This window comes from Bacillus sp. 0209A, from assembly GCF_036765095.1.
Lineage (GTDB): Bacteria > Bacillota > Bacilli > Bacillales > Bacillaceae > Bacillus > Bacillus subtilis_G.
Map to the genome: position 1 here is coordinate 38,346 of NZ_JBAIZV010000003.1, position 25,276 is coordinate 63,621.

General features: G+C 37.4%; 23 protein-coding genes and 9 pseudogenes. 12 read left to right on the forward strand and 20 right to left on the reverse strand.

All coding sequences use genetic code 11. The features are described 5' to 3' along the window. Positions 1-33 precede the first annotated feature (33 nt). Both exlX and V6D44_RS10665 read right to left on the reverse strand, forming a co-directional pair. The gene (exlX, locus tag V6D44_RS10660) at positions 34-732 is read right to left on the reverse strand and encodes an expansin ExlX (protein WP_087991887.1); all 699 of its coding nucleotides are present in this window, start codon (positions 730-732) and stop codon (positions 34-36) included. Between the two features lie 270 nt (positions 733-1,002). Then, on the reverse strand, positions 1,003-1,680 hold the full coding sequence (locus tag V6D44_RS10665) for a YoaK family protein (protein WP_087991886.1): 678 nt from the start codon (positions 1,678-1,680) through the stop codon (positions 1,003-1,005). A 171-nt stretch (positions 1,681-1,851) separates the two neighbouring features. Between V6D44_RS10665 and V6D44_RS10670 the strand changes: the two genes are divergently transcribed. Continuing rightward, entirely contained in the window at positions 1,852-2,889 is a 1,038-nt protein-coding gene (locus tag V6D44_RS10670) for a polysaccharide lyase family 1 protein (RefSeq protein WP_087991916.1), read from the forward strand. A gap of 245 nt (positions 2,890-3,134) precedes the next feature. On the opposite strand, the gene V6D44_RS10675 is transcribed toward V6D44_RS10670, so the two are convergent. The 4 genes and pseudogenes from V6D44_RS10675 to V6D44_RS10690 all read right to left on the reverse strand — a co-directional run bounded on the left by V6D44_RS10675 (position 3,135) and on the right by V6D44_RS10690 (position 6,731). Next, on the reverse strand, positions 3,135-3,908 hold the full coding sequence (locus tag V6D44_RS10675; RefSeq protein WP_087991885.1) for an acetoin reductase: 774 nt from the start codon (positions 3,906-3,908) through the stop codon (positions 3,135-3,137). Between the two features lie 442 nt (positions 3,909-4,350). Continuing rightward, positions 4,351-5,067, reverse strand: a pseudogene (locus tag V6D44_RS10680) (NPP1 family protein). A gap of 734 nt (positions 5,068-5,801) precedes the next feature. Beyond that, positions 5,802-6,064, reverse strand: a pseudogene (locus tag V6D44_RS10685) (hypothetical protein). 193 nt (positions 6,065-6,257) lie between these two features. After that, complete coding sequence (locus V6D44_RS10690) at positions 6,258-6,731, reverse strand: DUF4944 domain-containing protein (protein ID WP_087993936.1); 474 nt, start codon at positions 6,729-6,731, stop codon at positions 6,258-6,260. Between the two features lie 248 nt (positions 6,732-6,979). Here V6D44_RS10690 and V6D44_RS10695 point away from each other — a divergent pair. The 3 genes and pseudogenes from V6D44_RS10695 to V6D44_RS10705 form a co-directional block, all read left to right on the forward strand. Next, a pseudogene (locus tag V6D44_RS10695) lies at positions 6,980-7,084 on the forward strand (aspartate phosphatase); the annotation flags it as partial. Positions 7,085-7,094: 10 nt separating this feature from the next. After that, positions 7,095-7,225, forward strand: a pseudogene (locus V6D44_RS10700) (PhrK family phosphatase-inhibitory pheromone). 256 nt (positions 7,226-7,481) lie between these two features. Beyond that, the gene (locus tag V6D44_RS10705; RefSeq protein WP_087993938.1) at positions 7,482-7,844 is read left to right on the forward strand and encodes a hypothetical protein; all 363 of its coding nucleotides are present in this window, start codon (positions 7,482-7,484) and stop codon (positions 7,842-7,844) included. Between the two features lie 106 nt (positions 7,845-7,950). Here the strand turns inward: V6D44_RS10705 and V6D44_RS21105 are convergent. From V6D44_RS21105 to V6D44_RS10720, 3 genes and pseudogenes are all read right to left on the reverse strand, one after another. Beyond that, positions 7,951-8,146: pseudogene (locus V6D44_RS21105) on the reverse strand (hypothetical protein); the annotation flags it as partial. 158 nt (positions 8,147-8,304) lie between these two features. Continuing rightward, complete coding sequence (locus tag V6D44_RS10715; RefSeq protein WP_202327529.1) at positions 8,305-8,799, reverse strand: hypothetical protein; 495 nt, start codon at positions 8,797-8,799, stop codon at positions 8,305-8,307. A 39-nt stretch (positions 8,800-8,838) separates the two neighbouring features. Continuing rightward, positions 8,839-9,753 (reverse strand): VanW family protein, encoded by a 915-nt coding sequence (locus tag V6D44_RS10720; protein ID WP_087993940.1) that lies wholly within the window; start codon positions 9,751-9,753, stop codon positions 8,839-8,841. Positions 9,754-10,052: 299 nt separating this feature from the next. On the opposite strand from V6D44_RS10720, the gene V6D44_RS10725 reads away from it, so the two are divergent. The 3 genes from V6D44_RS10725 to V6D44_RS10735 all read left to right on the forward strand — a co-directional run bounded on the left by V6D44_RS10725 (position 10,053) and on the right by V6D44_RS10735 (position 11,657). Continuing rightward, the gene (locus tag V6D44_RS10725) at positions 10,053-10,535 is read left to right on the forward strand and encodes a DUF2975 domain-containing protein (protein ID WP_087993941.1); all 483 of its coding nucleotides are present in this window, start codon (positions 10,053-10,055) and stop codon (positions 10,533-10,535) included. Between the two features lie 10 nt (positions 10,536-10,545). Beyond that, positions 10,546-10,770 carry a helix-turn-helix domain-containing protein gene (locus V6D44_RS10730; protein WP_003220412.1) on the forward strand — a complete coding sequence of 75 codons (225 nt, stop codon included), beginning with the start codon at positions 10,546-10,548 and terminating at the stop codon, positions 10,768-10,770. 89 nt (positions 10,771-10,859) lie between these two features. Next, complete coding sequence (locus tag V6D44_RS10735) at positions 10,860-11,657, forward strand: DUF817 domain-containing protein (protein WP_087993942.1); 798 nt, start codon at positions 10,860-10,862, stop codon at positions 11,655-11,657. 256 nt (positions 11,658-11,913) lie between these two features. Here V6D44_RS10735 and V6D44_RS10740 read toward each other — a convergent pair whose 3' ends face one another. Further along, positions 11,914-12,786 (reverse strand): LysR family transcriptional regulator, encoded by an 873-nt coding sequence (locus V6D44_RS10740; RefSeq protein WP_087993945.1) that lies wholly within the window; start codon positions 12,784-12,786, stop codon positions 11,914-11,916. Positions 12,787-12,886: 100 nt separating this feature from the next. Between V6D44_RS10740 and V6D44_RS10745 the strand changes: the two genes are divergently transcribed. Then, a complete protein-coding gene (locus V6D44_RS10745) occupies positions 12,887-13,765 on the forward strand; it encodes a DMT family transporter (RefSeq protein WP_087993943.1) in 879 nt (292 codons plus the stop codon). A gap of 300 nt (positions 13,766-14,065) precedes the next feature. Here the strand turns inward: V6D44_RS10745 and V6D44_RS10750 are convergent, their stop codons facing one another. The 3 genes from V6D44_RS10750 to V6D44_RS10760 all read right to left on the reverse strand — a co-directional run bounded on the left by V6D44_RS10750 (position 14,066) and on the right by V6D44_RS10760 (position 14,989). Then, a complete protein-coding gene (locus tag V6D44_RS10750) occupies positions 14,066-14,230 on the reverse strand; it encodes a hypothetical protein (RefSeq protein ID WP_087993944.1) in 165 nt (54 codons plus the stop codon). A 71-nt stretch (positions 14,231-14,301) separates the two neighbouring features. Next, positions 14,302-14,769: a hypothetical protein gene (locus V6D44_RS10755; RefSeq protein ID WP_202327518.1), complete on the reverse strand. Its 468-nt coding sequence runs from the start codon at positions 14,767-14,769 to the stop codon at positions 14,302-14,304. Between the two features lie 40 nt (positions 14,770-14,809). Then, positions 14,810-14,989 (reverse strand): permease, encoded by a 180-nt coding sequence (locus tag V6D44_RS10760; RefSeq protein ID WP_242519854.1) that lies wholly within the window; start codon positions 14,987-14,989, stop codon positions 14,810-14,812. Between the two features lie 525 nt (positions 14,990-15,514). Here V6D44_RS10760 and V6D44_RS10765 point away from each other — a divergent pair. Continuing rightward, positions 15,515-15,745, forward strand: coding sequence for a hypothetical protein (locus V6D44_RS10765; RefSeq protein ID WP_087993962.1), 231 nt, complete (start codon positions 15,515-15,517; stop codon positions 15,743-15,745). A gap of 682 nt (positions 15,746-16,427) precedes the next feature. On the opposite strand, the gene V6D44_RS10770 is transcribed toward V6D44_RS10765, so the two are convergent. Further along, the gene (locus V6D44_RS10770; RefSeq protein WP_087993964.1) at positions 16,428-17,318 is read right to left on the reverse strand and encodes a CPBP family intramembrane glutamic endopeptidase; all 891 of its coding nucleotides are present in this window, start codon (positions 17,316-17,318) and stop codon (positions 16,428-16,430) included. 196 nt (positions 17,319-17,514) lie between these two features. Continuing rightward, positions 17,515-18,144: a type 1 glutamine amidotransferase family protein gene (locus tag V6D44_RS10775; protein WP_202327516.1), complete on the reverse strand. Its 630-nt coding sequence runs from the start codon at positions 18,142-18,144 to the stop codon at positions 17,515-17,517. Between the two features lie 265 nt (positions 18,145-18,409). Here V6D44_RS10775 and V6D44_RS10780 point away from each other — a divergent pair. Continuing rightward, positions 18,410-19,049 (forward strand): annotated as a pseudogene (locus tag V6D44_RS10780) (serine hydrolase); the annotation flags it as partial. On the opposite strand, the pseudogene V6D44_RS10785 reads toward V6D44_RS10780, so the two are convergent. From V6D44_RS10785 to V6D44_RS10795, 3 genes and pseudogenes are all read right to left on the reverse strand, one after another. After that, positions 19,035-19,367, reverse strand: a pseudogene (locus V6D44_RS10785) (SMI1/KNR4 family protein); the annotation flags it as partial. The pseudogenes V6D44_RS10780 and V6D44_RS10785 overlap by 15 nt on opposite strands. A gap of 32 nt (positions 19,368-19,399) precedes the next feature. After that, entirely contained in the window at positions 19,400-19,687 is a 288-nt protein-coding gene (locus V6D44_RS10790) for a hypothetical protein (protein WP_253268372.1), read from the reverse strand. Between the two features lie 114 nt (positions 19,688-19,801). Beyond that, positions 19,802-20,422, reverse strand: coding sequence for a lytic polysaccharide monooxygenase auxiliary activity family 9 protein (locus V6D44_RS10795; protein WP_087993967.1), 621 nt, complete (start codon positions 20,420-20,422; stop codon positions 19,802-19,804). 670 nt (positions 20,423-21,092) lie between these two features. Here V6D44_RS10795 and V6D44_RS10800 point away from each other — a divergent pair. Next, the gene (locus V6D44_RS10800) at positions 21,093-21,596 is read left to right on the forward strand and encodes a DinB family protein (RefSeq protein ID WP_253268373.1); all 504 of its coding nucleotides are present in this window, start codon (positions 21,093-21,095) and stop codon (positions 21,594-21,596) included. Between the two features lie 697 nt (positions 21,597-22,293). Here the strand turns inward: V6D44_RS10800 and V6D44_RS10805 are convergent. Both V6D44_RS10805 and V6D44_RS10810 read right to left on the reverse strand, forming a co-directional pair. Beyond that, positions 22,294-22,806, reverse strand: a complete 513-nt coding sequence (locus V6D44_RS10805; RefSeq protein ID WP_289347494.1) for a GNAT family N-acetyltransferase — start codon at positions 22,804-22,806, stop codon at positions 22,294-22,296. 217 nt (positions 22,807-23,023) lie between these two features. Beyond that, positions 23,024-23,246: pseudogene (locus V6D44_RS10810) on the reverse strand (UV damage repair protein UvrX); the annotation flags it as partial. Between the two features lie 581 nt (positions 23,247-23,827). Between V6D44_RS10810 and V6D44_RS10815 the strand changes: the two are divergent. Further along, a pseudogene (locus V6D44_RS10815) lies at positions 23,828-25,263 on the forward strand (flavin monoamine oxidase family protein). Positions 25,264-25,276 lie beyond the last annotated feature (13 nt).

A 25,276-nucleotide genomic window follows, 5' to 3' on the forward strand; every position in this document is an offset into this window, starting at 1 on the left:
AACAGCGGGAAAAGGTCCGCTGTTTCGTATTTTTCATTCAGGAAACTGTACATGGCCCGGTACTGTATATGCATTGGACGTTCCGCTTTCAGGCAGCTTCGGAATGGTGTCTTTCACAACCTTTCCGCGGATGTCCGTCATTCTGACTTTGAGAGAGCCTGTCCCTACATTGGTACTGACAAAATGGTTATAGTCCATTTTTTCCATGTTGACCCACTTTCCATCTTTAGCATATTCCATTTTCATAACAGGATACTTGTGATTTCTGACTTGGATTGCAGCCCACCACCTGCTGCTTCCTTCTTTGATCCTGTACGTGAAATTCCCTGTGATTGGGGCTTTGACAACACGCCATTTGATATTGATTTTTCCATCTTTCATATTGCCGATTTTACGGAAAGCATTAGGTGACAGATCAAGAGCTCCCTGAGCGCCTTCAGGATACAGATCGGTAACGTAGACCATTGTTTTTCCTTTTGGCCCCTCGACTTCCAAATAAGAGCCTGCGAGTGCCGCTTTCACTCCCCCGTAATTGAGATCTGCCGGATTGATTGCAGCAATCTCCATATCGGAAGGAATGGGATCCAGCAGGAAAGCTCCTCCTGAATAACCCGACCCTGTATACGTTGCATAGCCTTCATGCAGGTCGTCATATGCCGCCGAAGCTTGCGGGGAAAAACAAAGGATCATCAACAAAACCACGCTAACAAATGCACTGATTTTCTTTTTCATACATGACCTCCTCAATCCAGACTTTAAATGAGAATCATTATCATTATAAGACTCAATCCATCTGGTTTGAAAGAGGAAATAGATTCATAGATGGTTTTCATACATAATCACTATCATTCCTATATCAAAGGAAGCGTTTTATGAAAAAACCAATACGAATGAATGAGTATGCACATCAGCCGAATTTCTTATTTTATTTACTGAGCAAAATTCGCATAGCAAAAAAGGACATGAAACGCGTTTTTGGCCCGATAACAGTATGAGGAAAAGTTATTTTTCCCCGCTCAGTTTCAACTTAGCTGTCATCATGATGCCAAATATCAGCACGATCGGAACCCAAATAATGATGTCATAAAAATCAGGCTCAGCGAAAGCCACAATAATAGCCCCCACACAATATAAGATAATAGCCAGCGCTCTTAACACAGCATCTCTTAAAAATGTCTTCTTCTGCTTCTTAAAAAACAAACGGCCGGACAAATCCTCTAAAAGAGAAGCCAGTGTTCCCGTCAACACAGTTGAAGAAATACCTGCGATCCCCAGCTTTTTAGCTGCTATTGTTTGAATCCCCATCGATATGCTCATGAGAATAATAAGGATGTATACAGGAACAAAAGCCGAATAAAAAGAAAGACAAGCAAAGACAAACAAAATGAATGCTTCAAGCGCAAGCGCTTTTGTCACCGCAGTAGGCCACAGGGTATTTTCTGCCTTTCCGACCATCAGTGTTGAAATAATCACGCCACATATAAATCCGATTAGCGCGGTCAAAGAATTAAAAACTGTGACCTCAAGGGATTTGCCGATCGCTAACCCCAACAATACAATATTTCCAGTCATATTCGCTGTAAACACATGCCCCAGACTTAAATATCCGATTACATCCACGATTCCAGCTGTTAAACATAAAAGTGAAAGCAAGGTGTTTCGATAAGCTGCTGCAGTCAACGATGTATCAATCCCTTCTTCTATTTCAATTAATAGTATGTCTTTTAACGAAATCTGTTTATTTTGAAATAACCCGGCTTTAATTAGGAAGATAGAACCTATTATTCCATTCCATTAACTGTAATAATAATCTCCGCAAGGAAATTTATTAATTGAAAGGGGCAAATTATGCTGAAACGATTTTGTTTATGGTTCGCCGTGTTTAGTTTGTTTTTGGTTCTCTTGCCTGGAAAAGCGTTTGGAGCTGTCGATTTTCCAAACACCTCAACGAATGGCCTTTTAGGATTTGCCGGAAATGCTAAAAATGAAAAAGGCATTTCTAAAGCGAGCACAACGGGCGGAAAAAACGGCCAGATTGTTTACATTCAAAACGTTAATGATTTAAAAAACCATCTAGGAGGATCAACTCCGAAAATTTTAGTTCTTCAGAATGATCTTTCCGCATCTTCGAAAACAACAGTCACCATTGGCTCAAATAAAACACTCGTAGGCTCTTACGCGAAAAAAACGCTGAAAAATATTTATTTAACAACTTCATCTGCTTCTGGAAACGTCATTTTTCAAAATCTGACGTTTGAACACAGTCCGCAGATTAACGGAAATAATGATATCCAGCTTTATTTAGATTCCGGCATCAACTATTGGATTGACCACGTCACATTTTCGGGCCACAGCTATAGCGCAAGCGGAAGTGATTTGGACAAGCTCCTGTATATCGGAAAATCAGCAGATTATATCACAATCAGCAACTCAAAATTCGCGAATCATAAATACGGTTTGATTTTGGGATACCCTGACGATTCACAGCATCAATATGACGGCTATCCCCACATGACAATCGCCAATAATTATTTTGAGAATTTGTATGTAAGAGGCCCGGGCCTCATGAGATACGGATACTTTCATGTTAAAAACAATTACAGCAACAACTTTAACCAAGCGATTACCATTGCCACAAAAGCAAAAATATATTCCGAATATAACTACTTTGGGAAAGGCAGTGAAAAAGGCGGAATCCTCGATGACAAGGGCACTGGCTATTTCAAGGATACAGGCAGCTACCCGTCTTTAAACAAGCAAACCTCTCCGCTTACTTCCTGGAATCCCGGATCTAACTATAGCTACCGTGTCCAAACGCCGCAGTATACAAAAGAATTTGTCACGAAATATGCCGGATCACAGAGCACAACACTGGTATTTGGCTACTGACACAAAAGAGGCCTGCGAAAAAAACGCCGAGCCTCTTTTTTACTTATAGGCCGATCTTGTTGCACTTCAATCAAGCCCAGAGCCGGTCAAACCATTCTTATCAAAAAGTGTATTGTCTTTTTCACAATCACTTCTCAATCAATTTTCTTATTATACCAGTTTATCGCAAGTAAAAAGAATAAATCGAATCGGATCATACTAAGTTTCAAAATCGGTTTTCTATTTACATATCATTTAGTTTTTTATCATCTATAAACTAGACCGCCATCAGTTAATATGGCTTGACCGGTAATGTAATCAGAGGCATCTGAAGCTAAGAATGACACTAGATTAGCAACATCCTCGGGGGTTTGATATCTTTTCAGGGCTATTTCCGAAGAAAATTTTTCAAAAGCTTCCCCTGGCTGCAGGTCATCACTGTGTTTTACCATTTCTTCATCAATTCTGTCCCACATTTTTGTTTTTGCGACTCCGGGGCAATAAGCATTCACCGTTATTTTATACTTTGCCAGCTCTTTAGCAGCTGTATGTGTAAAAGACTTCACCGCATGCTTCGTCGCTGAATATGTGCCCAGCATTTCAAATGACTCGTGACCAGCTATACTGCATGCGTTAATGATTTTCCCCTTTGTTTTTTGTTTCATGAACTGATCAGCGGCTGCTTGAGTGCCAAAGACAACTCCATTCACGTTAACCTGAAACAATCTATTCAGTTGTTCTTCTGTGATTTCCAAAAATGGAGAAACAGCTTCAATACCCGCATTGTTTACAAAAACATCTAAGCGGCCAAACTGATCTGCTGCTTCTTTAACCAAATTGAATTGGTCTTCACGCTTCGATACATCCCCTCTAACCCCAATCACATGAAAGTGTTTCTCTTTGAAATCTGAAACCGTTTCATTCAGCAGTGCTCCATTGATATCATGCAGCACTACACGAAAACCATCTTTACATAGTCTTTCTGCGATGCCTCTCCCTAATCCGCCTGCTGAACCTGTAACTATCGCTGTCTTGGACATAAACATTCCCCTTTCGCAATAAGTTAACATGACTATATCTTTATTTTAACAAATCAATAACTCTCCGCATCATTTAAAAGGCTGATACAAAAAAACAGTTTCTATATGTAGAAATTGCTGTTATAATTTCTAACCCACATTGCTTTCTGATTTGGTTCCGGTTGTCCATACCAGAGACGCTTTCTTATTTGCTTGTTCATTGTATTCTTGAGACTCCAACTCATTACAAAAAGGCCAAGTTTTAAACCGGCCTTTACATTCAATCTTTTATTAGAATTCGTACAACTCATCAACTGATAACCGTATAAATCTTTAACTTTCCCATCCCCACAATTTTCACCAATATAAGCTTTAACAATAAGTCTTTATAATCTATTCCTGCATTTTGTTATGAAAATGCCGTATTAATCTACTGACTAATCCAGCATGATACATTATGAATTTATCTAAACCATGCCTTTTCTAAATGATTCATGAAATTAGGATCATTAAAAGGGACATTTGCTTTACCGAAATCCGTTGTATTCAAAGCATTCCTCGCTGCCGGCGTTAAGTTTTCCCACCCAATTAATGGCTGAGTGCCCCCTACTTAATCACTAATATGCAATTCATGGTTTAAGGGCCATGTGCTGTCGTATGCAATTAACGGATGTGTATCCTTCATATTTCTTTCATTTGGCTGAACATTCGTGAATTTTCCGTGCCCGGAGTATGCGATAGATAAAACTTTTGGATTTTGATTAGACGGATTGTCGACCCAAACTACAATTCCTTCCCAGTCATGTCTATGCCCCAACCTCGGAGAAGCCTCATCCTTTGGAAAATACCAAGAATACATGATTGCCCACACGCCATTGTACCAAGTTGAACGTGAATAAACTTGTCCGGTATGTTTGCTGCAATCTCCTTCAGGCGCTCCAGTCGGCTGTAACCCGCCACTTGTATTGCCTTGTGCATCTACTGTCGGAGAGGGTACACAGCCGCTATAAACCTTCAAATACGGCTGGAACTTTTTTTCGGCTTTTTGAGAAATAGTAGTTGGGGCAACTTCATCGAAACCTACTACTTTGTCATGATCAATGACAGCAGCATCAACTGTTGGAACTAAGCTGATAAAAACGAGAAATGACATCAAAACAGCAAACGCAATTTTCTTCATTTCACTTTCCTCCTTATCGCATTAGTTATGTAAAACCCAAACTGCCAAGTCATTATACAATGGTGAAATCCCCATTCAATCAAATTTACAGAATCGATACGATTATTCATCATTCTTTACCTTCAAAGCAGCCTGAAGAACAATTTTGGTTTTTATTTTCATGTATCCAGCCCAATTTTCATCATTAGTAAACTCACCTAAAAATCATTCACTTGAGCTTCTTGAAGCACAGAATGATGTAGTGTAAGCTTCTATAATAGGATTTTGTGAAGGAGTTTCATCACTTAGTGCCAATGTATTTTTATTATAATGAAAATTTAGTACATAGATTAGTTAGTACATTTTATAGGATCAAAAAACACCCCTTCATATCCTAGGTCAGAGGTGTTGAATAAAACTTATTTCGTTTTAACACTTCTCAGAAAAACACTTCTGTTCTCTGTGGCAGTTGTCAGCATCGTGGCATTTTCATTAAGCCGTCGAACTAATGCTTCTTTAGCTTTTCCTTCATTTAAGTTAGTAGCCCGAATAACAAAAGTCCCGACTTAACATTTACTGCTAGTTGATTGTGTTAAGTAAACTCCTTAATTATTTTTCAGATTTGTCAGAAAAATAACCGAACCACATTATACTAATGACGCCGGCAGCACCTAAAATTGTCATTATGATATAAGCCCATGTGGGTAAATTCATACATTTCCCCTCCTAAGAATTAAATCAAGGAATCTCTATCTTCAATTCAGGTCTTCTTCTTTCTTATTCTTGTCCAGTTTAATACTTATAAAAATGTTGATGATTGCAGCTGGGAGATATAAAAACCCTACTCCCAGAGTGCCTAATATTGTACTTACAATTATGATGTAACTTTTTGTCATCACTTAATAAGAAGTGTAATTAATCCAGCTAAAACACCTGCAAACCAAGCATTGCCAACAGCATAAGAATCATCAAGAACTCCTATCCATTGGCCAAAGATTGAGATTCCAACAGCAGTCAAACTGGATAGAAAAAGTTAATGATTTCATTTTCCCCCTCCTTAAACAGCTATTCTCATTTTATGTATTTGAACAGCTATTGAATATATAAAAGATTGAATTGAACCACGTCTTTCGGTAAACAAGCCACTTCCAAAGTGATTCAAGGATTGGAACATTGAGAATTGCTGCTCGTCTTCATCAAGTCGGCTATCTTTAATACCATGATTTCTTATGTAATTTCATTTCTTCTGTTTGTTTTTTCTCCCCGGTCTTCCACTCCACTTTAACTACTAGATCGTGTCCTATTACTTCCTCTTCAGGCATAAAATCAAAGGTAGCGATGTGGTCTTCCATATAACCTCCATCTGGCATTTCTTCACCTTTATACTCTGATAAATCATAATCTTCTCTGTCATCATATTTTTTACCATCTATGTATAAAGTGATTTTTTCAACAACAGTTCTTTTTTCGTCCTTCTTACTTCCCTGCCAGTACAAATTCAAAAAGTAATTAGGACCAATTGAAGTCTTATCTGATTTTTCAAGGTTAGAAACCCATATTCCGCTTTTTCCGCTGCCCTCATATTTTACTTTGTTTTCTGACATTATTACAAAGATTGATACGATGCAGATCACCAAAAATACAGTCATCAGCAATAGCCATTTTTTATTGTTCTTTTTTCTCATGTTTTTCCTCACTTCCCTCATTCTTTTAGTAGAAAATGCGATCAAAATGTTACAGATAATTAAAAAGAGCAAGTGAGCCAACAGAGGGTTGCTCTAAACTTTTTAAACTTCAATTAAAGGAAAGTTAAAACTTATAACATGCTTTAAATGCATGTTTTGTTTCATTAAGTCAATAACCTTCAAAATTATTACATTAATCCCTAAGATTATGATAGTATCTTTATGAGATATTTTCGAATACTGCGAGTGAAAGTGTTGATGAATTAGCTTACTTAGCCGCAAAAAGTTTTGAAACAATAGGTGCTTTTGAAGAGGCTGCAAGCTTTTGGGCTGAACAGAAAATGAATCAGGTGAGGGAATCTTATGAAAAAAATAGTGCTTTGCGTGTCTATTTTAAACTGTGATTTTAAGTGGAGCAGCTTTAACGCAATTGAGTACAGATTCACCATCTAGCATCTAGCATCCAAGTTGCTGAAAGGCCGGTCGGAGGTTAAGGAGAAGAGCATTCTATATAGCCCGCCTCATGAGAGTGGGCTTAGTATTTTTCCATTACTCCAAGCTTCCTACACCTTAAGGCAACATTAAGTTCGCTAACAATAGCTTGTTGAATAATTTTTATACTTATTTTATCCTTATGATTCAATGATAAGTGCCTATTAGTATATAATTAGATCAATGAATTCTTATCAGCAGAACCACAAAATAGCAAGGTATTACCATTAATTTCCAACAGATAAAAGAGGGACTAATTTGAGAGAAAAATTATATTCATGTTTAATTTGCGGATATAAAGGATTAAGTCAAAGTCCTTTGTATAAAGGCGAGTATCAAAAAACGTTTGACATTTGTCCATGTTGCGATTTTGAGTTTGGCTACAGTGAGGACCATGATGTAAGATTAGGCTTTATTGTCACTCCGGATCATTTAATTGAGGCTGCATTTCAATTGTATCGCAAACAATGGATTGAGTCCGGGATGAAAATTGCTCATCCTGAAGATATTCCAGAAGATTTAAAAAATGGTGGTTGTTTAAAATTTGAAGTTCTGTTGAAACAACTGAAAAACCTAAATCTTGACATAGAGAATTTTGAAATTAACGGCTTTCATGATTAACTGAGGTGCTTTTTTGGTTTTTCAAAGGTGTAACAGTCTTTATCTTTACAATGTCAAGCTAAAATGCGCAGGAAGTGATTCAACTGCTTGTTCATTTCAATACTTTTCTATTCGTATTCAATAAAGACTTTGTGATCGCCAACAAACATTTCACTTCCATCAGATAAGTGTATCCAAAAAGCCTCCTCTGGTTCTTCTCTATAGTCAAAAATTGCAGTAACTTTGATGTTTGACTCATCTTTGATTGGTTTTCCAACTGATATTTTCGTTTTTTCCTCTGGCAAAGTAATGGATTTAATCATCAAAACCTTCCCATCTTATCAGTTTTACTCTCCCTCTTCCCTTTCCTTTCCTTTCTCCGCAGTATGCTTAATGCTGATTCATCTCATCTATATAAGAAAAGAAATATGAATATTCTATTTCAATGACTGACAAATTTTATAATAAGATGCTTTAACGCCTAATTAACGCCATCTTCAGTGAATTTAAAGGTCTGTTTTAAATTGCGTCCTTCTTGCCCTTTTTGCGTCCAGATTATAACAATTTCTAATTCAGAGGCTTTATCTGCCAGCATAAAATGCTTGAACCTCAACGGCGATCCATCGTTTAAACTTTCAGCTAACGTTTTAGCATCATCTATTTGTTTTACACAATTTTCATCGGGGCATCCAAAAAGTGAAAACCTTGTGATTGAATCAGGATCATTTCTATACAATTGCACATCCACCGTAGCTGCTTCTTTCCCAATATTGTTGACTTCCAAGGAATAAACATTATATTTCCCTTTCTTAGGTGCCGCAAATTCCTTTGCATTTTTTGCTTCACTTACTTCTACTGACCACTGTTCCGTTTTTTGTGTAATCGGCAACACCGTAAAAGTAAGAGCGTGCGCATTTGATTGAACAAAAGTAAACGCAAATAATATTACATATAAGAAAAATAATACCTTCTTCACTTCATTTATCCCTCCATTCGCTTGTCCAATAATAGTATCCTATTGCCGCTCGGCATTTATTTCTTTCGGTATTTGAGATGGCGCTTTAGGGACTTTTCTCAGTTTGTTATTGATCATATCAGAAGAGTACAACGTAACAATCATACTCCCTCCATACCGTTTTGCCCGAATTAATATTGGCTGGTTATATTGGTTTTTAAAGAGAAAGTCTGGACCTCCCCAGCTTACTGTCGCATCACGTCCGGACGGAACATATGGTACGCTTCTTGAATGAGAATAGCGCTGAACGATTCGCATCCCCGCACGATCGACTGCATTAAATAGTGTTGAAGATACCTGGCAAATTCCTCCGCCTACACCTTCAGACAACTCACCTTTAACGATAATGGGCGCACTCTTGTATCCTTTGTCTTGAGTTCTCATCCCAACAACTTGATTAAACGAAAACGTCTCATTAGGGAAAACAACATGATTGTCAATCGCTTTTGCAGAAAGAGAAATATTGTGTGAACGGCTTTTATTGTTCGAATTAAAATACGTTACGTACTGACCGAGCTGATGTGTACTGATGTGAGCAAGCAGCTCGCTGTCAACTTTCGGATATATGTTCAATTCCGGCACTTCTACCTTGGAGGGGCCATGGCCATAGAAATAGGCATAAAACTTTTCCTTAAACGCCTGTTGATAAAGTCTGTAACCAACCCTGCCAGGGACAATGCTTCCCTGTTCGTTAAGCACAGCATTAGCCGGCTCCCGGTAAATTTCCTGATCCAGCTGTTCGATCAATTTACGGTATTTTTCATGGTCAATCATTGGAGTACCAGGAAGAGGCATTGTAAAGTTTTCACGGGTAACAGTAGCTATCGTCCGCCCTTGCTGTGTGACTGTTAAGCTGTCAGGCGGCTCGCTCGGTTGAGCCAATAATAAAAGGCCAGTGATCCAAATTTGTATCATAAGTCGGTTTACCTCCCGACCATTAGTATGGGCATCAGCTTATTCTTTGATGTATTTCTCCTATCGCTTGTTTGAATATTTAGATGTTGATTCGCTTATTTTTGAGTAATAGAAAAACCACATAAGTGAGCTATAACTTTAATTGTTCTCTGGTTCAATTCGCTGCCAAGTTAAAAATAGACTAAAATGATAAAGATGTAATAACAACAATAAAATAATCTAACTTAATATTTTTTTATTGTAAAACGATAAATATCGTGTTAAATTCAAAATGACAACAAATCAGTGAGGTGCTTTTTATGAATCGAGTCTCAACACTCTTTTTAAAGATTGCCGTAATTCTTATCGGACTTCCGATTCTTGCTTTGTGCATTTTTGCGGTGCCGAAGATAGCCAATTATGCAGCGGAATTAGTTCCAAATATCGCTTATATCAAATATCTCGTTTTCATCTATTTGTATGTAACGGCGATTCCTTTTTACTTTGCTCTTTATCAAGCGTTCAAACTTTTAAGCTATATTGACAAGAACAAAGCTTTCTCAAACATTTCTGTAAGATCTTTAAAGAATATAAAATACTGTGCGGTCACAATCAGTATCTTGTATGCAGCAGGCATGCCGATCTTTTATCTGATGGCCGAGATAGACGACGCCCCGGGTATCATAGTCATCGGATTGGTCATTATTTTTGCTTCAATGGTGATTGCAGTCTTTGCTGCTGTTCTTCAAAAACTGTTAAAAGAAGCGATTGATATAAAATCAGAAAATGACTTAACGGTCTGAGGTGATGAACATGGCAATTATTATCAATATTGATGTGATGCTTGCTAAAAGGAAAATGAGCGTAACAGAGCTTTCGGAGAGAGTCGGCATCACGATGGCTAATCTTTCGATATTGAAAAACGGAAAAGCAAAGGCCATTCGATTATCAACTTTAGAAGCGATTTGTAAGGCTTTAGAATGCCAGCCTGGAGATATTTTGGAATACCGAAGTGATGAAGATACACAAGATTCATAAAGAGGACACGGTGACACTATGGACGTAACGCTATATCCATCTATGCGTGCCTTACATATAATCAGAAAAAAAGTTTGGAGGCACATATCATGAGAGCGTTAAAACAACTCTTTCATTTTGGCTGGGAACAGGCCCTTTCGTGTTTGTTTCCTGTCGTTATTTTTGCCTCTTTGGCTATCACACAAATCATCCCTCTTCCCTTCTTGCCGCGGTATGATTGGCTGCTCATCATTTGCGTTTTCATGCAGGGGCTGATGGTGCGTTCCGGGCTTGAAACACGAGATGAATTAAAAGTAATCACCTTGTTCCACCTTATTGGGCTTGTTCTTGAACTTTTCAAAGTCCATATGGGCTCCTGGTCTTATCCAGAAGAAGGATATTCCAAAATGTTCGGGGTGCCTTTGTATAGCGGCTTTATGTACGCAAGTGTGGCCAGTTATCTTTGCCAGGCGTGGAGAAGGCTTAAGGTTGAACTGGTGAAGTGGCCGCCGTTTTTTGCAGTTGTCCCGCTTGCCGCTGCGATTTATTTGAATTTTTTTACCCACCATTATTCAATTGACATACGCTGGTGGTTATCTGGACTTGTCATCATTGTCTTTTGGAAAACATGGGTCATATACGAGGTGAATGGAACTCATTACCGTATGCCGCTTGCACTTTCTTTTGTGCTCATTGGATTTTTTATATGGATAGCGGAAAATATCGCAACGTTTTTTGGGGCTTGGACATATCCAAACCAAACCGAGGCATGGAGTCTTGTTCACCTAGGAAAGGTGAGTTCATGGCTTTTGTTAGTGATTGTTAGCTTTCTTATCGTAGCGACGTTAAAACAAGTTAAGGAACAGAATCCCACAAAGACAGAGATTGATGAACCTTTTTTAGGTTGAAGTTCTCCTAGCGTATAAAGTACCAAATAAAATGAAAAAGCAACGTTCGAATTGTTGCTTTTTTCTTTTTTTAAACTCTACCGATGAGTATTCATTTTCCTCTAGGGTTAGATCATAGAATAATTGTGGAGAAATCGTCTTTGGCCATCCTTTAAGAACATCAATAAAGTCTTCGAACACTTTTTATAAAACGTCTTAAACTAAGAGTTTTTATGCTCCTCTTCTAGACTAGAATCACCTTATTACGTCTGCGGATTCAGATGACGACTGTTTTCAATATCTTGATAAACTCATGCGCCGCCGGCGTTATTTCATCAAATGAGTGCGCGATGACGCCAATATCACGGGTAATCCGGGGAATGATGTCTTTTTTGATCAATTGATGCGGAACAGATGAAAGTGTAAAGTTTGAAATAATGCCTATGCCCAAGTTATTTTTGACCATATTGATCAAGGTTTCGGCATTTTGCACAGTCAAGTTTTCCTTTAATTCAATATGGTGCTGCTGAAACGTATTTGACATTGCAATTTCATGACCGCCTTTGCAAAAAATAAGGTCATCTTGATATGTGTTGAGGTCGACATGCTTTTCCTGTTTTAATTCATCATCTTGCGGAGGGATGACCGCCACCATATAGTCGTTACGTAATAGTTGATAGTCAAACGGGTCAAATGGAGATGCCGCGATCCCAATATCAACCGTCCGATCCTCGACCCACCCTTTGATTTGATCAGAGGTCCCCTCGACCAATTCTATGCGGATCAGCGGGTAGTTTGATCTGAATGCCGCAATCGCCTGCGGCATGATATTTGTTGAAACAGCAGGAAATGAACCGATTTTCACCTTCCCGCTTAACAGCTTGTTTTCCCTGTTGGCTACTTGATATATTTTGCTTTCAATCCCCTTCATTTGCCTCGCCAGCAGCAAAATTTCCTTTCCGACGTCAGTCAGCATTAAACCATGATGTTTATCCCTGATCAATAATTTGAGCTGGAGCGAGTTTTCGAGGTTTTTTATCGCTTTGCTTACCGCCGGCTGAGAGATGAACAATTCTTTTGCCGCTTCTGTAATGTTCAATTTCTCCCCGACTTTTATAAATATGTGAAGATGGTTCATATTCATAACTATTTGGTTATACCCCCAATAATAAAAATGTATTTCAGTTATATACAAATGTAACATATGATAGAAACCAGCACGATATTTAAACAAGAAAGGCGGCTTATTAATGGTAAAAGTCATGCTGGGAATCATATCTGTCACACTTATTTGGGGCTATACTTGGGTTGCGATGAAAGTAGGAATTCATGACATTCCCCCGCTTTTATTTTCAGCATTACGTCTGTTCATCGGGGCGGTTCCTTTATTTCTCATTCTCTTCATTCAAAGAAAAAAACTTTCAATTGGAAAACAATATGTCAAAAGCTATATCGTCATGAGCCTGCTGATGGGCCTGGGCTATATGGGGATCTTAACGTATGGAATGCAGTTTGTCGATTCAGGGAAAACCTCTGTTTTGGTGTATACGATGCCTATATTTGTTACGGTGATCAGCCATTTTACATTAAACGAGAAAATGAATGTATATAAAACGATCGGGCTGATAAGCGGCTTCTCCGGACTTTTATTCATTTTTGGAAAAGAAATGCTAAATGTCGATCAAAGTGCTTTATTTGGAGAACTGTGCGTCCTTGCGGCAGCGCTTAGCTGGGGAATTGCGAATGTGTTTAGCAAGCTTCAATTCAAGCATATCGATATCATTCATATGAATGCCTGGCATCTACTGATGGGAGCCGTCATGTTGTTGATGTTTTCCTTTATATTGGAGCCGGTCCATTCAGCCGAGTGGTCATATCAGGCGGTTTGGTCATTGCTGTTTAATGGTTTGCTTTCTACAGGCTTTACATTTGTCGTATGGTTTTGGGTGCTCAATCAAATCGAAGCGTCAAAAGCATCCATGGCATTAATGTTCGTCCCAGTTTTGGCTCTATTCTTTGGATGGTTGCAATTGCACGAACAGATCACCATGTACATCATCATCGGCGCACTGCTGATATGCTGCGGCATTTTTATGAACACATTTAAATTATCACGACAGAAAGTGTGATTTTTGTTGACCTCGTATGATAGGAGACGGCTGTTATGAGTGCGTCTTCTAGAATCCTGACTGCAGTCTATTAAACAATGAAAAAAGCTAATGTCTGCATGTGAGACATTAGCTTTAATGGCTGGCGTTTAGGTTGGTGAGCAAGCCACTTGCAGGCAGCTTTACTTGTAAAACCGGGTTGCTTTTTGTAATACAATTGCATAGTGCTTATACTTCGGCAGAATTCAAATAATAATTGCTTATGTATGAACAATTTTCCCACCTTGAATTTTTCCAGCTAGCGAAAAAGGATTTTTTTATCTAAAAAGCCTTAAATACTGAATTAAAGAAAAACATCAAGATAATGATGGCTAGTACAATAACAATCTCAAAAGTATGTGAACTGCTATCTTCCTTTTCTTGTTCAGTCTTCTCCCTCATTTGTTCCCTATATGTTCTTTGTATTTCATCCTTTTTCTTATCCATCTTACTCGACCCCCTTCAAAGTAAAGCCAAGCAATTCTGAATTAATAAAAATCAATTATCATCTTTCAACTTCATTTTTTTTGTGAAAGGTAATTGAAATCACTGTTGCTAATATTGTTAAGCTTGATGTCTTTGTTTATCTCTAGTGCATATGGTTTAATGAAGTCCACAATAGGTGTCATATCAAAAGGAAAATCAAAGTCCAGCAACTCAGAATTGGTTTTATATACGTGTTCTTTAATAAAGAAGTGACAATCTGGTTTCATGTTTAACAGGCCATCTATAAAAGAAAAGGTATCAGCTGTAAAGTCATCAAGATATCTTTCTTCAGTGAATGCAATGACCTGAAGAAAGTTGGAGGAACCCTCGTATTCATTTTCATCCTCTATACCAATTAAAACTGGATTATCACACAGCTTTTCTTTTCTTTTTGAATCAACAATTAAGATATAACCGTAAATGTTTGAAGTTTTTTTTTGTAGTACCTGAAAAAACTCGACTTCATTTGTTCTAAAAAGCCTGTAAAATTTTAAATCCATATAAACCTCACTCTTCATATGATGATTTCATTTCTACTCTCTAACCCTGCTCATTCGTTTTTTCTTCTTTTACCTTCTTGTTTAACTTGAAGCCAATCAAGACATTGATAATCGCAGCTGGAAAATATAACATTCCCGCACCCATTATTCCTAACGCAGTACTCGAGCCGACGATAAACGACTGCACTTCTGTACTTCTCGACTTTAGACTAAGTAACACAAGAATTCCCGCTAAGATACCTATAAACCGAGCAACACCTGGTATGAAGAAATCGGTTAAAATTCCAAAAAATTGTCCCATGGCCGATAACAGGATTCCCAGAATACTGGAAATTACAACTAGTTTTTTTATGACTTGTCACCCCTTTTTTAAATCCTTTTCTTTTCAACAAATCCTTCAGCACAATACTTTTCAGTTCACCATCTCTTTCTATACAATACAATTCAACACCTTTTTAATGGCCACATTTGATTTTCCCTTTCTTACTTCACTTGTACATTACACTTCGGTTTAAGCTCACTTCCTGCTATTATCATCTTCTAAGCGCCATGAAGGTAGTTAGTCAAATAAGGTGAACTCTTGCGTGAGCGCCGGCGATTCGGGATTAAAAACAACATTTTTAAATTCATGGTCTTTTTGTTTTACATTTTTTAAAATACTTCTTTTATCTTGATTCCTTAGTCTCTCCAAGGACAGTGCATAACGTGTTAAGCTTTTAATAAAAACTTTGCAAGGAGTGGTTCTTTGCTTAAAGCTTCAAAATTTTTCATTTCATGTGTAGCTTTAATACTGTGCGTGTATTCATTATATAATCAAAGTGTTTTCCTCTTAACCTCTCTCCAAGTACTAGTTGCACTTCTCTTTGTTTTAATGGGGGTGGAGGCACTTTTAAAAAAACAAACGAGTTCTGCGTATTTTTTGTTCGGATCAGCGGCCATTATACTTGTTGTGAACGTAGTTAAATACATGATTTAACTTAGAATGTTCTAATTCCGCAGAAATATAGAGCCCCTGAATCAATAATGAAGGCAGCTACAATGCTCTTTATGTAATACTTTGCTCGCTTTTAATTTTTTCTTAAAATAGTTGAGTATGCCCTAGTTTACTCCTCCAATATTTAAAATTAAAACCGGTTTTATTTGTTTCCATTTTTCGGAAACGTTATTATCAAAGACATAATCCGTTTGAAACTTCCCATTAGTGATAATTGTTGCATGTATTTCAAAGAAAAAATGATGTATTTAAAAAATTTAAGATTTTCATGACGATCCCTCCGTTCTGTTTAGCTTTATGATATTGTGAAGTTGTTTTAAATTGGGAATGTTGTTTTATACTCAAAAACTTCAGCTGCAAGCAGATGCATCGTGTACCCAGCATTCTTTTGAAAGTCCATGCGAATAAACCTAATACAGTTAACACTAAGATGATCTCAACAATTGTTAAAATAGACATTTTTACTCCTTACTGTTTACCTCGACACTTGCCGTCCAAACACTTGCGCTCTAAAATTAGACGAATAATATTAACAACGAATGAGCAAGAAATAAGAATAGAATGGAAAACTCATTTTACATATCCATATTCTCATTAATAAAGGTTAACATTTTCACAGTAAACATTTATATCCTATTGTGTATAAACTGTATTTTTGTTTCTATTAAACACCTTCGCCGTTTCTCTTATTCTTACGCCAACAGCGAGCTATTACTGCTGGTATTAATAGCAGAGTACCGACAAAAAGCAACATACAAAAGATGACAAACAGTGCTCCTGTACCCGGCATAATTTCTTCGTAGGTTATAAAGCGTTCCTCCCCCTGCAGGACGAAAAACCGAGAATTTTCGAGAAAAGCTAGATGAAAGGCGATAGATGTCCATAAACTTCCTGTTACAATACGCAAAAGTTGAAGGATGAATCCAAAAGATAACAATAAAATGATGTAATCTAATGTGATAGCTGGTGATTCAATTCCTGCTATATATTGCAAACCACCTACAGTTATAGGTGCAAGCACAAATAGGATCGGCTGCAGGAATAAAGCTATAAAACAGTTAAACCGCCTGTTTAGAGCGTAGTACACCGCACCTCGAAAAGTTAATTCCTCTGGAAAAGCTTCATAAAAGAAAGCGATTATCATATTTAAGAGCAATACTGTAACCAAATGACCAGAGAAGTGAAATCGTGTAATGTTGATCCACCCTAATAAATGAGCGATAGCAAATCCAGATCCAGAAAGAATAATCACATACATTGCTCCCATAATGGCTTTCGGAATGGCTTGCCGCCACCCAGACAGTCCGAGAGAGCAGAATGGTCTACTAGAAAACCGTTTAAGAATAATGTAGAGCAACGGGACAGTAACTAGTGTCACTAAGCCTGCTTGGATACCTTGCTGCAAGAGCTTGGAAGCTCCTGCCTGGCGTGCCATTGAACCGACAAAAGTTGCAAAAAACAGCGCAAAAACGAACGTTCCCCAGCTGAAAAAAACAGCCGCCAGCCATTTAAGATGATTGTTTTGTTTTCCGTTTTGGATTTGATGAAATTGCATTTTCATCCCCCTTTCACAGCATGAACAGCATCAAACAAGAAAGCAAATTGAGCAGTCGATCATTAGCTTTCTTATTACAATACGTTCCAGATGCTGTTATTGTTTCAAATATTTGAATCACCCTGCTTCCATTGTATCGCTTTCTTCCATCATAAAAAAATGCCCCATCATTTCTGGAGCATTGGTACTGATTCTATCAATCTATTGTATTCATTAACTCGAAGAAGTGTTCTGGTTTTTGGGTCTTATTTAACTCATACCATGAATGCAATGTTTCTGGTGCAAATACATCTAATTTTTTCAGTACTTCCATCGCAAATTCCAGGGGAGCTATTCCTGATGCGGTGACCAAATTCTCATCAGATACTGCAGGTCCCATCTCATAAAATGCTTCTCCTTTATAATGAGGACAGACCATTTTCAAATACGATAAATCATTGCTTGTATGCTTTCTAGAGTCTAAGTATCCATAATTCGCGAGGCCCTCGGTTGCACCACAAATGGCAGCAACAATCGTGCCAAGTTGTAAAGCTTCGCCAACTTTTTTTAAGATCGGTTGATGAATATCTTCTCCCCAAGTATTCCCTCCGGGTAAAATCAGAAGATCTTCACTCTCAAACGTACACTTATCAAGGATAATATCTGGTTTTATGCTCAGCCCTCCCATCGTCTTTATCATTTCTTTATGAGCCCCTACTGTAACTACTTTTAGAGGCGCTACATCTTTTTTAAAGTATCTCCCTGAGTTTAGTTCAGCAATTAAATAGCCATATTCCCAGTCTGACATTGTATGAAATACATAGAGATAAACTTTTTTCGTTTGCATCTATTACACTCCCATCACAGTTGATCAAGCCCATGTAGATGACTTTCGTGCCATCCTTTTAAATAATGCCCTATGGTGGAAATATATGCAATTATAAAAATCTGCTACGCTTGCCCTATGATCAATGATGTAACATTTCACATAAGGCTAACCTTTAAAATAGGTGTTTTTCTATTTTGTTCCCCCTTCTACCCTCAATGCCTTCTTAACTTATAAAAAAACAGAAAACAAGATGAATGAAAAGGGTTTTGTTAAACTAACAGTCATGGGGAACATTTCATTGGAAATATATCGATTTTACTCTTATTTTGAAATATGTATTGGACTTTATGTTTAAGCCTTACTGGTTTTAAACCCTCTTACGGATCAACGCATGCTGAAGCAAAAGCTATAGGAGAAACAAAAATGCCAAGCCGTATAACTACTATAAAATTTGTTCAGCTTGAGAAATGATTTGATGCTATGCTTGGCGTTGTAATTGACACAGGTATAAACAAGGCTATCGCCTATCGGCCAAATGAACGGTTTGCTTAAGCATCAACCTATAAAGTTCTAGCCGCAGCTGCTGCCCTGAAGAAAAACTTAATTGACAAAGACGATCTTGTTACATATTCTCCAATCACAGAAAAACACGTGGATACAGGCAGCTGCTATTCGTTACAGCGATAATACTGCTGGGAACATATTGTTGCAACAACTTGGCGGCCCTAAAGGTTTCGAAAAGTCACTGAAGCAGATTGGGATCATGTAACCAAGGCAAATCGATTCGAGACGGATCTAAATCTGCAGTTCCTGGGGATATTCGTGATACAAGCACCGCAAAAGTACTAGCAACCGACCTTAAAACTTTCACAGTGGGACAACAATCTCACGACTGACAAGCCCTGACCTTAACTGATTGGATGCTTCGAACTCGATTCCCAATATTTCGTCCCGTTAAAAGACACTAACATGTCAAACCATATCTCAAAATTGGAATCTAAGTTAACTGCATCTTCAATATTATCAATTGAATCTAGATATAACATATAATCTAATCCTTTTCTTGATCTGTTTGTGTCAATGACATATCTCCCATCATAATGATATCCAATTAAGACGTATCCCTCGGGGAAATTTTGGACTTCATTGTAATCAATAATTCCTTCTGTGCAAAGTAATTCAATACCGTCAAACATTTCCATCCCATTATGTTGTAACAAAAACTCTTTATAATCATTAGGGTTTTTAAATAGACTTTTCGAGTACACTTCTATTAAGGTAAAAAAATATCGGCAGATGCACCAACATCTAACCGATCTGTAATAGAATAACTCCTTAAAAGCTTCACAGCATCCCATTTGATTCTGGAACTTCCATACTCAAACACTTTGTATTCTCTCGGTTCCGTTACATCTTCAGTCGTTGTTACAGTCAACACTTTACTAACTAGTAATGGCTTACCTGATACACTAATCGCTTTTCCCGTATAGCTATATCTATTGTTAGCTATTAAAACCGTATCGGTATACACTGTACTAGATGCATTGGCAAATTTTCTCATTATCTCTGTAAACCTCATATTCTTGTCCACTATCAACTGGATCTGACCACATTAATTCAATAGTATTTGCCGTTACTTTTGAGGCATTAAGATTTGTTGGATGGAGGTTCAACATCATCGTGTGAGGTTTACATCAATTACGTTATAAAAGGCATTAGAGGTGTCCGCAACATCCCACACCCCTAGAATGACATGATAACCACTGCGATCAGTTGGTACATAAATCTTATGAGATAGATTCGTATCGGCCCTTGAACCATCGTGATCAACAGTACCAATTAATTCAAACTCATCTCTTGTTAAAGGTTTGTTTGGATTCCAATCTTTCTTGGTTATATAATAGTGCCACTTTGTTGTTGCGTGAGGAGCAGTATAGTGCCAAGTAAAGGTGTTTAGACCCCCACGTATGTTTTGTTTTACCCAATGATCTGCAGTCTGCCTGTCTAACCCAAAATCAATTTGACCCGATCCTCCATTTGCTGATGCAATTTTCCCATCTGGTGGACCCGCTGATGGAAACCCTTTTGGTCCTTCTACCGATTGAGGATTATCAACTACGGAACCATATTTTTGAGTAGCTGCAGTCCAACCAATTATTTGTTTTTCTAATGATCCCATGTACGCTCGACTAGCAGGTTCTTTTATATACCCGTGTGCAGATACATCCCCTGCAAATAAAGTAGCACCAATACCTAGAACAGCAGTTAGAACAGCACCTTTAATAAAACTCTTCATTATTAACTCATTCCTCCCTTTGTTGTAAAATTTTTCTCTTTCCTACTATAATAATTCATTACATGTGAGGTAATCTCCTTCTTTATTTTTGATCACGTGAAATTTAAAGAACTTCATGTTCCCTCAGCTCCTTTGTTCTTCAGCTTATTGACAAACACTCTTTTCATACAGCTTCCATTTTAGTTACAGATACCGAAACACTTTATCAATCTCTTTTTGATCTTTTTAGCAACGCTATAAAACACATATCATCTCAATATCATTTAACCTGCCGCTCAATATTGGTTCTGTATATTTTCAAAGTAATCTTGTATTGAATTTTTAATAAAACAATGCAACTTGAATCAAAAACTGCAGCTGGCTTCTTTACTTTGTTATGTTCTTTCTCCTGAATCGTCTCTAATTTCAGAATCCTTGCAAAAAAAGAATCCATTCTGCAATTCAACATTCGGCTTCATTGTCATTTAGTTTGATTTTGATTTTGATTTTGATTTCATGTATTTTAAATGTAAATTTGAAATACAGTCTTGACGTTTATTTAAGAATGTCTCGATGCCTATTTTCATTGGATCATTCTTGCCTAAAATTTTGTTCTGTTTAACTAAACGTGGCACTATAATTGAACTATAGGTTAATAGAAAGAAAACAAAATATTATAAGGAGGAATTTTGTGTTTCAAACCTTAAATCATTTTTTAAAATCTTGGGAGTTCGAAGCCGATGCAACACAGAAAATACTAAATAGTCTAACTGATGAATCACTTAAACAGGAAATAACTTCAGAAAATTGGACTTTAGGCCGTATTGCTTGGCATACTGTTGCTGCCATTCGCATCATTACCTCAAACACAGACTTAACGTTTCATGCCCCAGCTGAAGATTATCCTGTTCCTACTTCGGCGCAGTTTATAGCAGACAGTTATCATCAAGCCAGTAATGCATTTGTAGAGGCATTAAAAACCCAATGGACTGACTATACACTCCAAGAACGTATCAACTTTATTGGGCAACAATTGCCGAATGGTTCACTTTTGATGTTTTTAATTCAACATCAAAATCACCATCGAGGACAAATGACTGTTCTTATGAGACAAGCAGGGTTAAGTGTTCCAGGTATTTATGGTCCAGCAAAAGAGGAATGGACAAAATTTGGTTTGGAACCCCCGCAAATGTAATATAAAGAAATTAACCAAGCATGTTTTGATCATTCTTATTTCAAAACATGTTCTTTTCTTTTGTTCATTTATCAATGTTGTTATTAACATAAATTTGATTAATTTTTATTTCAAACCTAGACTAACTAAATAATATTGCCTGCGTGATCAGGATTATTCGACTTCATCCATTTTTGGTTAAGATCAGCTTTTCCCATTGTTTACACTTTATTTGACCCCACATTATTTTATCCATATTTTTCACATCTCTTTTCTGATTAAAATTATTGTTTTATTGAGATTCCTCATAAAAAAAAAAGCGCTCTGCTTTCTGCTGCAGGTGCGCTTCATCTCTCAATATATGAGCATATATCATCATTCCAGATTATTTGGACTTCATAACTCTGTCTTATAGTTGCTGAATCTTTGTTAAAAACTTCTACCTGCTCAACCTTTAAAAACTAAGACGGTATGCCGCCAATATAATTACAACATTAACTAAGAAATTCCTATAACATTGTTCTTCGGGTTTGCATATGAAGGGCTAATTTAGTCCTCAAGCGAATCCTACAAAGAATGATCTCCCCGGCATATAACTTATCCCGTCATAAGCGAATTGTCATGGTATAGGATGTATATTTTGTTTGTATCGCCAATGTTGCTGCATTCAATAAAAGAACTTTTGTTGAAGAGGTAAGACTTATAAATTATTAATAGTTTATTTCCACTCTTCTTCTAAAATAGCGTAATAATATTCATCCCACCATTCATTGCCTTTGGGAATACATTTTTTAAAAAAGCCTTCTCTTCTCATACCGATTTTCTCCATAACTCGGTATGATGGAATATTCTCAGGCTGACATGTAGCTATAATCCTATGTAAGTTCATTTCTTTAAATCCATATTCCAAGATAGCTTGTGCTGCTTCAGAAGCGTACCCTCTATTTTGATAATTTGGATTAAACACCCACCCAATCTCATATGTATGTTCACCAAAATACTTATAAAAAACAATATGACCTATAAGATAATCTTCATCTATTAGTACTACAGGAAATTTTTCAGCTTTATCACCTTTGTTTTTATTTACAAATTCTTTAGCATCTTCTTCAGTAAAAACCCCTTCTGGTATATACTTCATAACATGAATATCTGATGTATACTCATATACAGCTTGCCAATCATTTAATTCAAATTCACGTATCAATAACCTTTTTGTTGTTATATGCATTAAAGTGACTCCCATCAAAAGTACTTAAACTTAATGTTTATTTCGATATTAAGACAACAATAACCTCTTTAAATACTATCCTTATTCAACAACTCAAAGAATTACTGACCAGTGAACAGGCCATGGGATATGATTCATCACAATAAAAGCCCCGCTCGAGCTATCAGTAAGCCTTATCGGCTTACGAGGGACTTAAATCATTCACGTAAATTCATTAAACATCTAAAGAATTAACACATTTTTCAAGAACAAATCTGTAAAAAGGAATCAACCGGAACTGATGAAAAGCTTTTTTATTTAGAGATTTACGAGATGTATTCTTGGATCTTCAGCTATCATAAAAAGTACCGAGCCTGTTTTGATTCGAAAATCTTTTTTAAGTTCAGAGATGCAGCTAACACTACACTTCCCTGTCTCTCCGTATTCCCTACAACAGCAAGTTCATAAATAAAAAATAGACCTCCCTTGAGTTAGGAATCTTCAAGGGTTAGGTCTACACAGATTGACCATTGAGCAAGCTCTTTGATGGGTAGCTTTTTGTACAAAGCCGGGGTATTGCCGTCCCTCGGTCTTTTTATTTTGTGCATTTCCAACAATTGTTTTGCTTACTGGGATTACCTTTATCCTATTTATCCTTGTCCGATCATCAAAAGGTAACCTTCCAATTAGCAGTCAACCGGAATAATATTGATGTTCTTCAGATAAATCCTCATATTTCAGTTCCTCTTCAAGTTCTTCATGGCTAAATAAATGAATTCCTCTACCTCTAGGTGTTTAATTTGATACTTCGCTTCGAAGTTTTGAAGTTCCTTAAGAGTTGCTTTGTTCATCTAAGAGACTTTTTGAAATATTTACAGTCTTATAACAAAATTAGTCAATATATGTCTCCCCATTTTGTTCTTTTAATGAGAATAAATGTTCGTTTTGGCGTTCCAATTCCAAAAGATATGAACAGAACGTGATAGGCGTCCTTTTCACTGAATATAATGCCATAAATTCAAAAAAGAGGTGCCTCCGAAAAATGAATTCTCTCACGAATGATGACATGGTGAAGATTATTAGAAACGGACTTAGCGCATCACATCATCCAAAGCATATTATTGTTGTGGGAGCCGGATTGGCCGGGCTTGTATCAGCATCTTTGCTGAAAAATGCCGGTCACAGAGTAACGATTCTTGAAGCGAGCGGAAGAGCAGGCGGCCGTGTCTGCACGTTGAGATCTCCCTTTAGTGATGGTTTGTACTTTAATGTTGGTCCGATGCGCATTCCGAATATCCATATGTTAACCTTAGAATATATAAAAAAATTCAGGCTGCCAACAAATGTATTTATCAACAAAAGCCAAATGGACATCATTTACACGAACGGAATTAAAACACGTCTCCATCTTTTTGAACGAAATCCTCAGATATTAAGATACCCCGTTGCACCAAACGAACAAGGGAAAACCGCGGAAGAGCTGATGCTTTCTGTATTGCAGCCTATTCTGCATTTTATTAATCAAAATCCAGAGAGAAATTGGCGGATTGTTGAAGAACAATACAAAAATGACTCGTTAAGCTCTTTTTTAAACACATATTTTTCATATGGCGCGATCGATATGATAGGAATCCTTTTGGATATGGAAGCGTATATGGGTATGTCCCTTGTTGAAGTGTTACGGGAATCCATCTTTTTCACTTCACCAACTCACTTCTATGAAAAAACAGGCAGAATGGATCGGCTTCCTCACGCGTTTCTTCCTCAACTAAAAACAGATATTCTATACCATCAAAAAATGATGAAAATTTCTCAAAATGAGCACAGCGTTACGGTCCATTGTCAGCATCAACAAACAGCAGAGCATGTAGCGTTCACAGCTGATCTTGCTATTGTAACCATTCCTTTTTCAACATTGCGATTTGTCAAAGTCGAACCATACCATTCTTTTTCCTACTATAAACGGCGGGCAATCCGCGAACTGAACTATATAAGCGCAACCAAAATCGGCATAGAGTTTAAAAGCGATTTTGGGAAAAAGCCGGGCAGCGCGGCGGGCAATCTATTACTGATCTTCCGATTCGATTTTCGTATTATCCAAGCACTGGTATTGGAGCAAATAGACATGCTGTCGTTCTGGCGAGTTATACATGGGCAGATGAGGCACTGATGTGGGACAGTCTTTCAGAAAGAGAGCGTATTCAGTATACTTTACTGAATTTATCAGAGATATATGGCGATATTGTATGGTCTGAATTTGTGTCCGGCGCTTCTTTTAGCTGGAGTCAGAATCCTTATTCTGCGGGGGCCTTTACAGCTATGGAACCCGGACAAGAATTAGAACTGTACCCCTATATCCCTGTTCCTGAGGGAAGAATCCATTTCGCTGGAGAACATGCCTCACTCACTCATGCGTGGATGCAAGGGGCGATTGAATCTGGAATCCGTGCCGCTTATGAAGTTAATCGTTTATCTTAGATCCTGCTCTGTG

Bases quoted from the DNA above. Each gene is read 5' to 3' on its own strand.
- exlX (WP_087991887.1), bottom strand. From the start codon at position 732: ATGAAAAAGAAAATCAGTGCATTTGTTAGCGTGGTTTTGTTGATGATC.
- V6D44_RS10675 (WP_087991885.1), bottom strand. From the start codon at position 3,908: ATGTCCAAGACAGCGATAGTTACAGGTTCAGCAGGCGGATTAGGGAGA.
- V6D44_RS10690 (WP_087993936.1), bottom strand. From the start codon at position 6,731: ATGAGAAAAAAGAACAATAAAAAATGGCTATTGCTGATGACTGTATTT.
- V6D44_RS10720 (WP_087993940.1), bottom strand. From the start codon at position 9,753: ATGATACAAATTTGGATCACTGGCCTTTTATTATTGGCTCAACCGAGC.
- V6D44_RS10725 (WP_087993941.1), top strand. From the start codon at position 10,053: ATGAATCGAGTCTCAACACTCTTTTTAAAGATTGCCGTAATTCTTATC.
- V6D44_RS10730 (WP_003220412.1), top strand. From the start codon at position 10,546: ATGGCAATTATTATCAATATTGATGTGATGCTTGCTAAAAGGAAAATG.
- V6D44_RS10735 (WP_087993942.1), top strand. From the start codon at position 10,860: ATGAGAGCGTTAAAACAACTCTTTCATTTTGGCTGGGAACAGGCCCTT.
- V6D44_RS10745 (WP_087993943.1), top strand. From the start codon at position 12,887: ATGGTAAAAGTCATGCTGGGAATCATATCTGTCACACTTATTTGGGGC.
- V6D44_RS10750 (WP_087993944.1), bottom strand. From the start codon at position 14,230: ATGGATAAGAAAAAGGATGAAATACAAAGAACATATAGGGAACAAATG.
- V6D44_RS10755 (WP_202327518.1), bottom strand. From the start codon at position 14,769: ATGGATTTAAAATTTTACAGGCTTTTTAGAACAAATGAAGTCGAGTTT.
- V6D44_RS10770 (WP_087993964.1), bottom strand. From the start codon at position 17,318: ATGCAATTTCATCAAATCCAAAACGGAAAACAAAACAATCATCTTAAA.
- V6D44_RS10775 (WP_202327516.1), bottom strand. From the start codon at position 18,144: ATGCAAACGAAAAAAGTTTATCTCTATGTATTTCATACAATGTCAGAC.
- V6D44_RS10790 (WP_253268372.1), bottom strand. From the start codon at position 19,687: ATGAGAAAATTTGCCAATGCATCTAGTACAGTGTATACCGATACGGTT.
- V6D44_RS10795 (WP_087993967.1), bottom strand. From the start codon at position 20,422: ATGAAGAGTTTTATTAAAGGTGCTGTTCTAACTGCTGTTCTAGGTATT.
- V6D44_RS10805 (WP_289347494.1), bottom strand. From the start codon at position 22,806: ATGCATATAACAACAAAAAGGTTATTGATACGTGAATTTGAATTAAAT.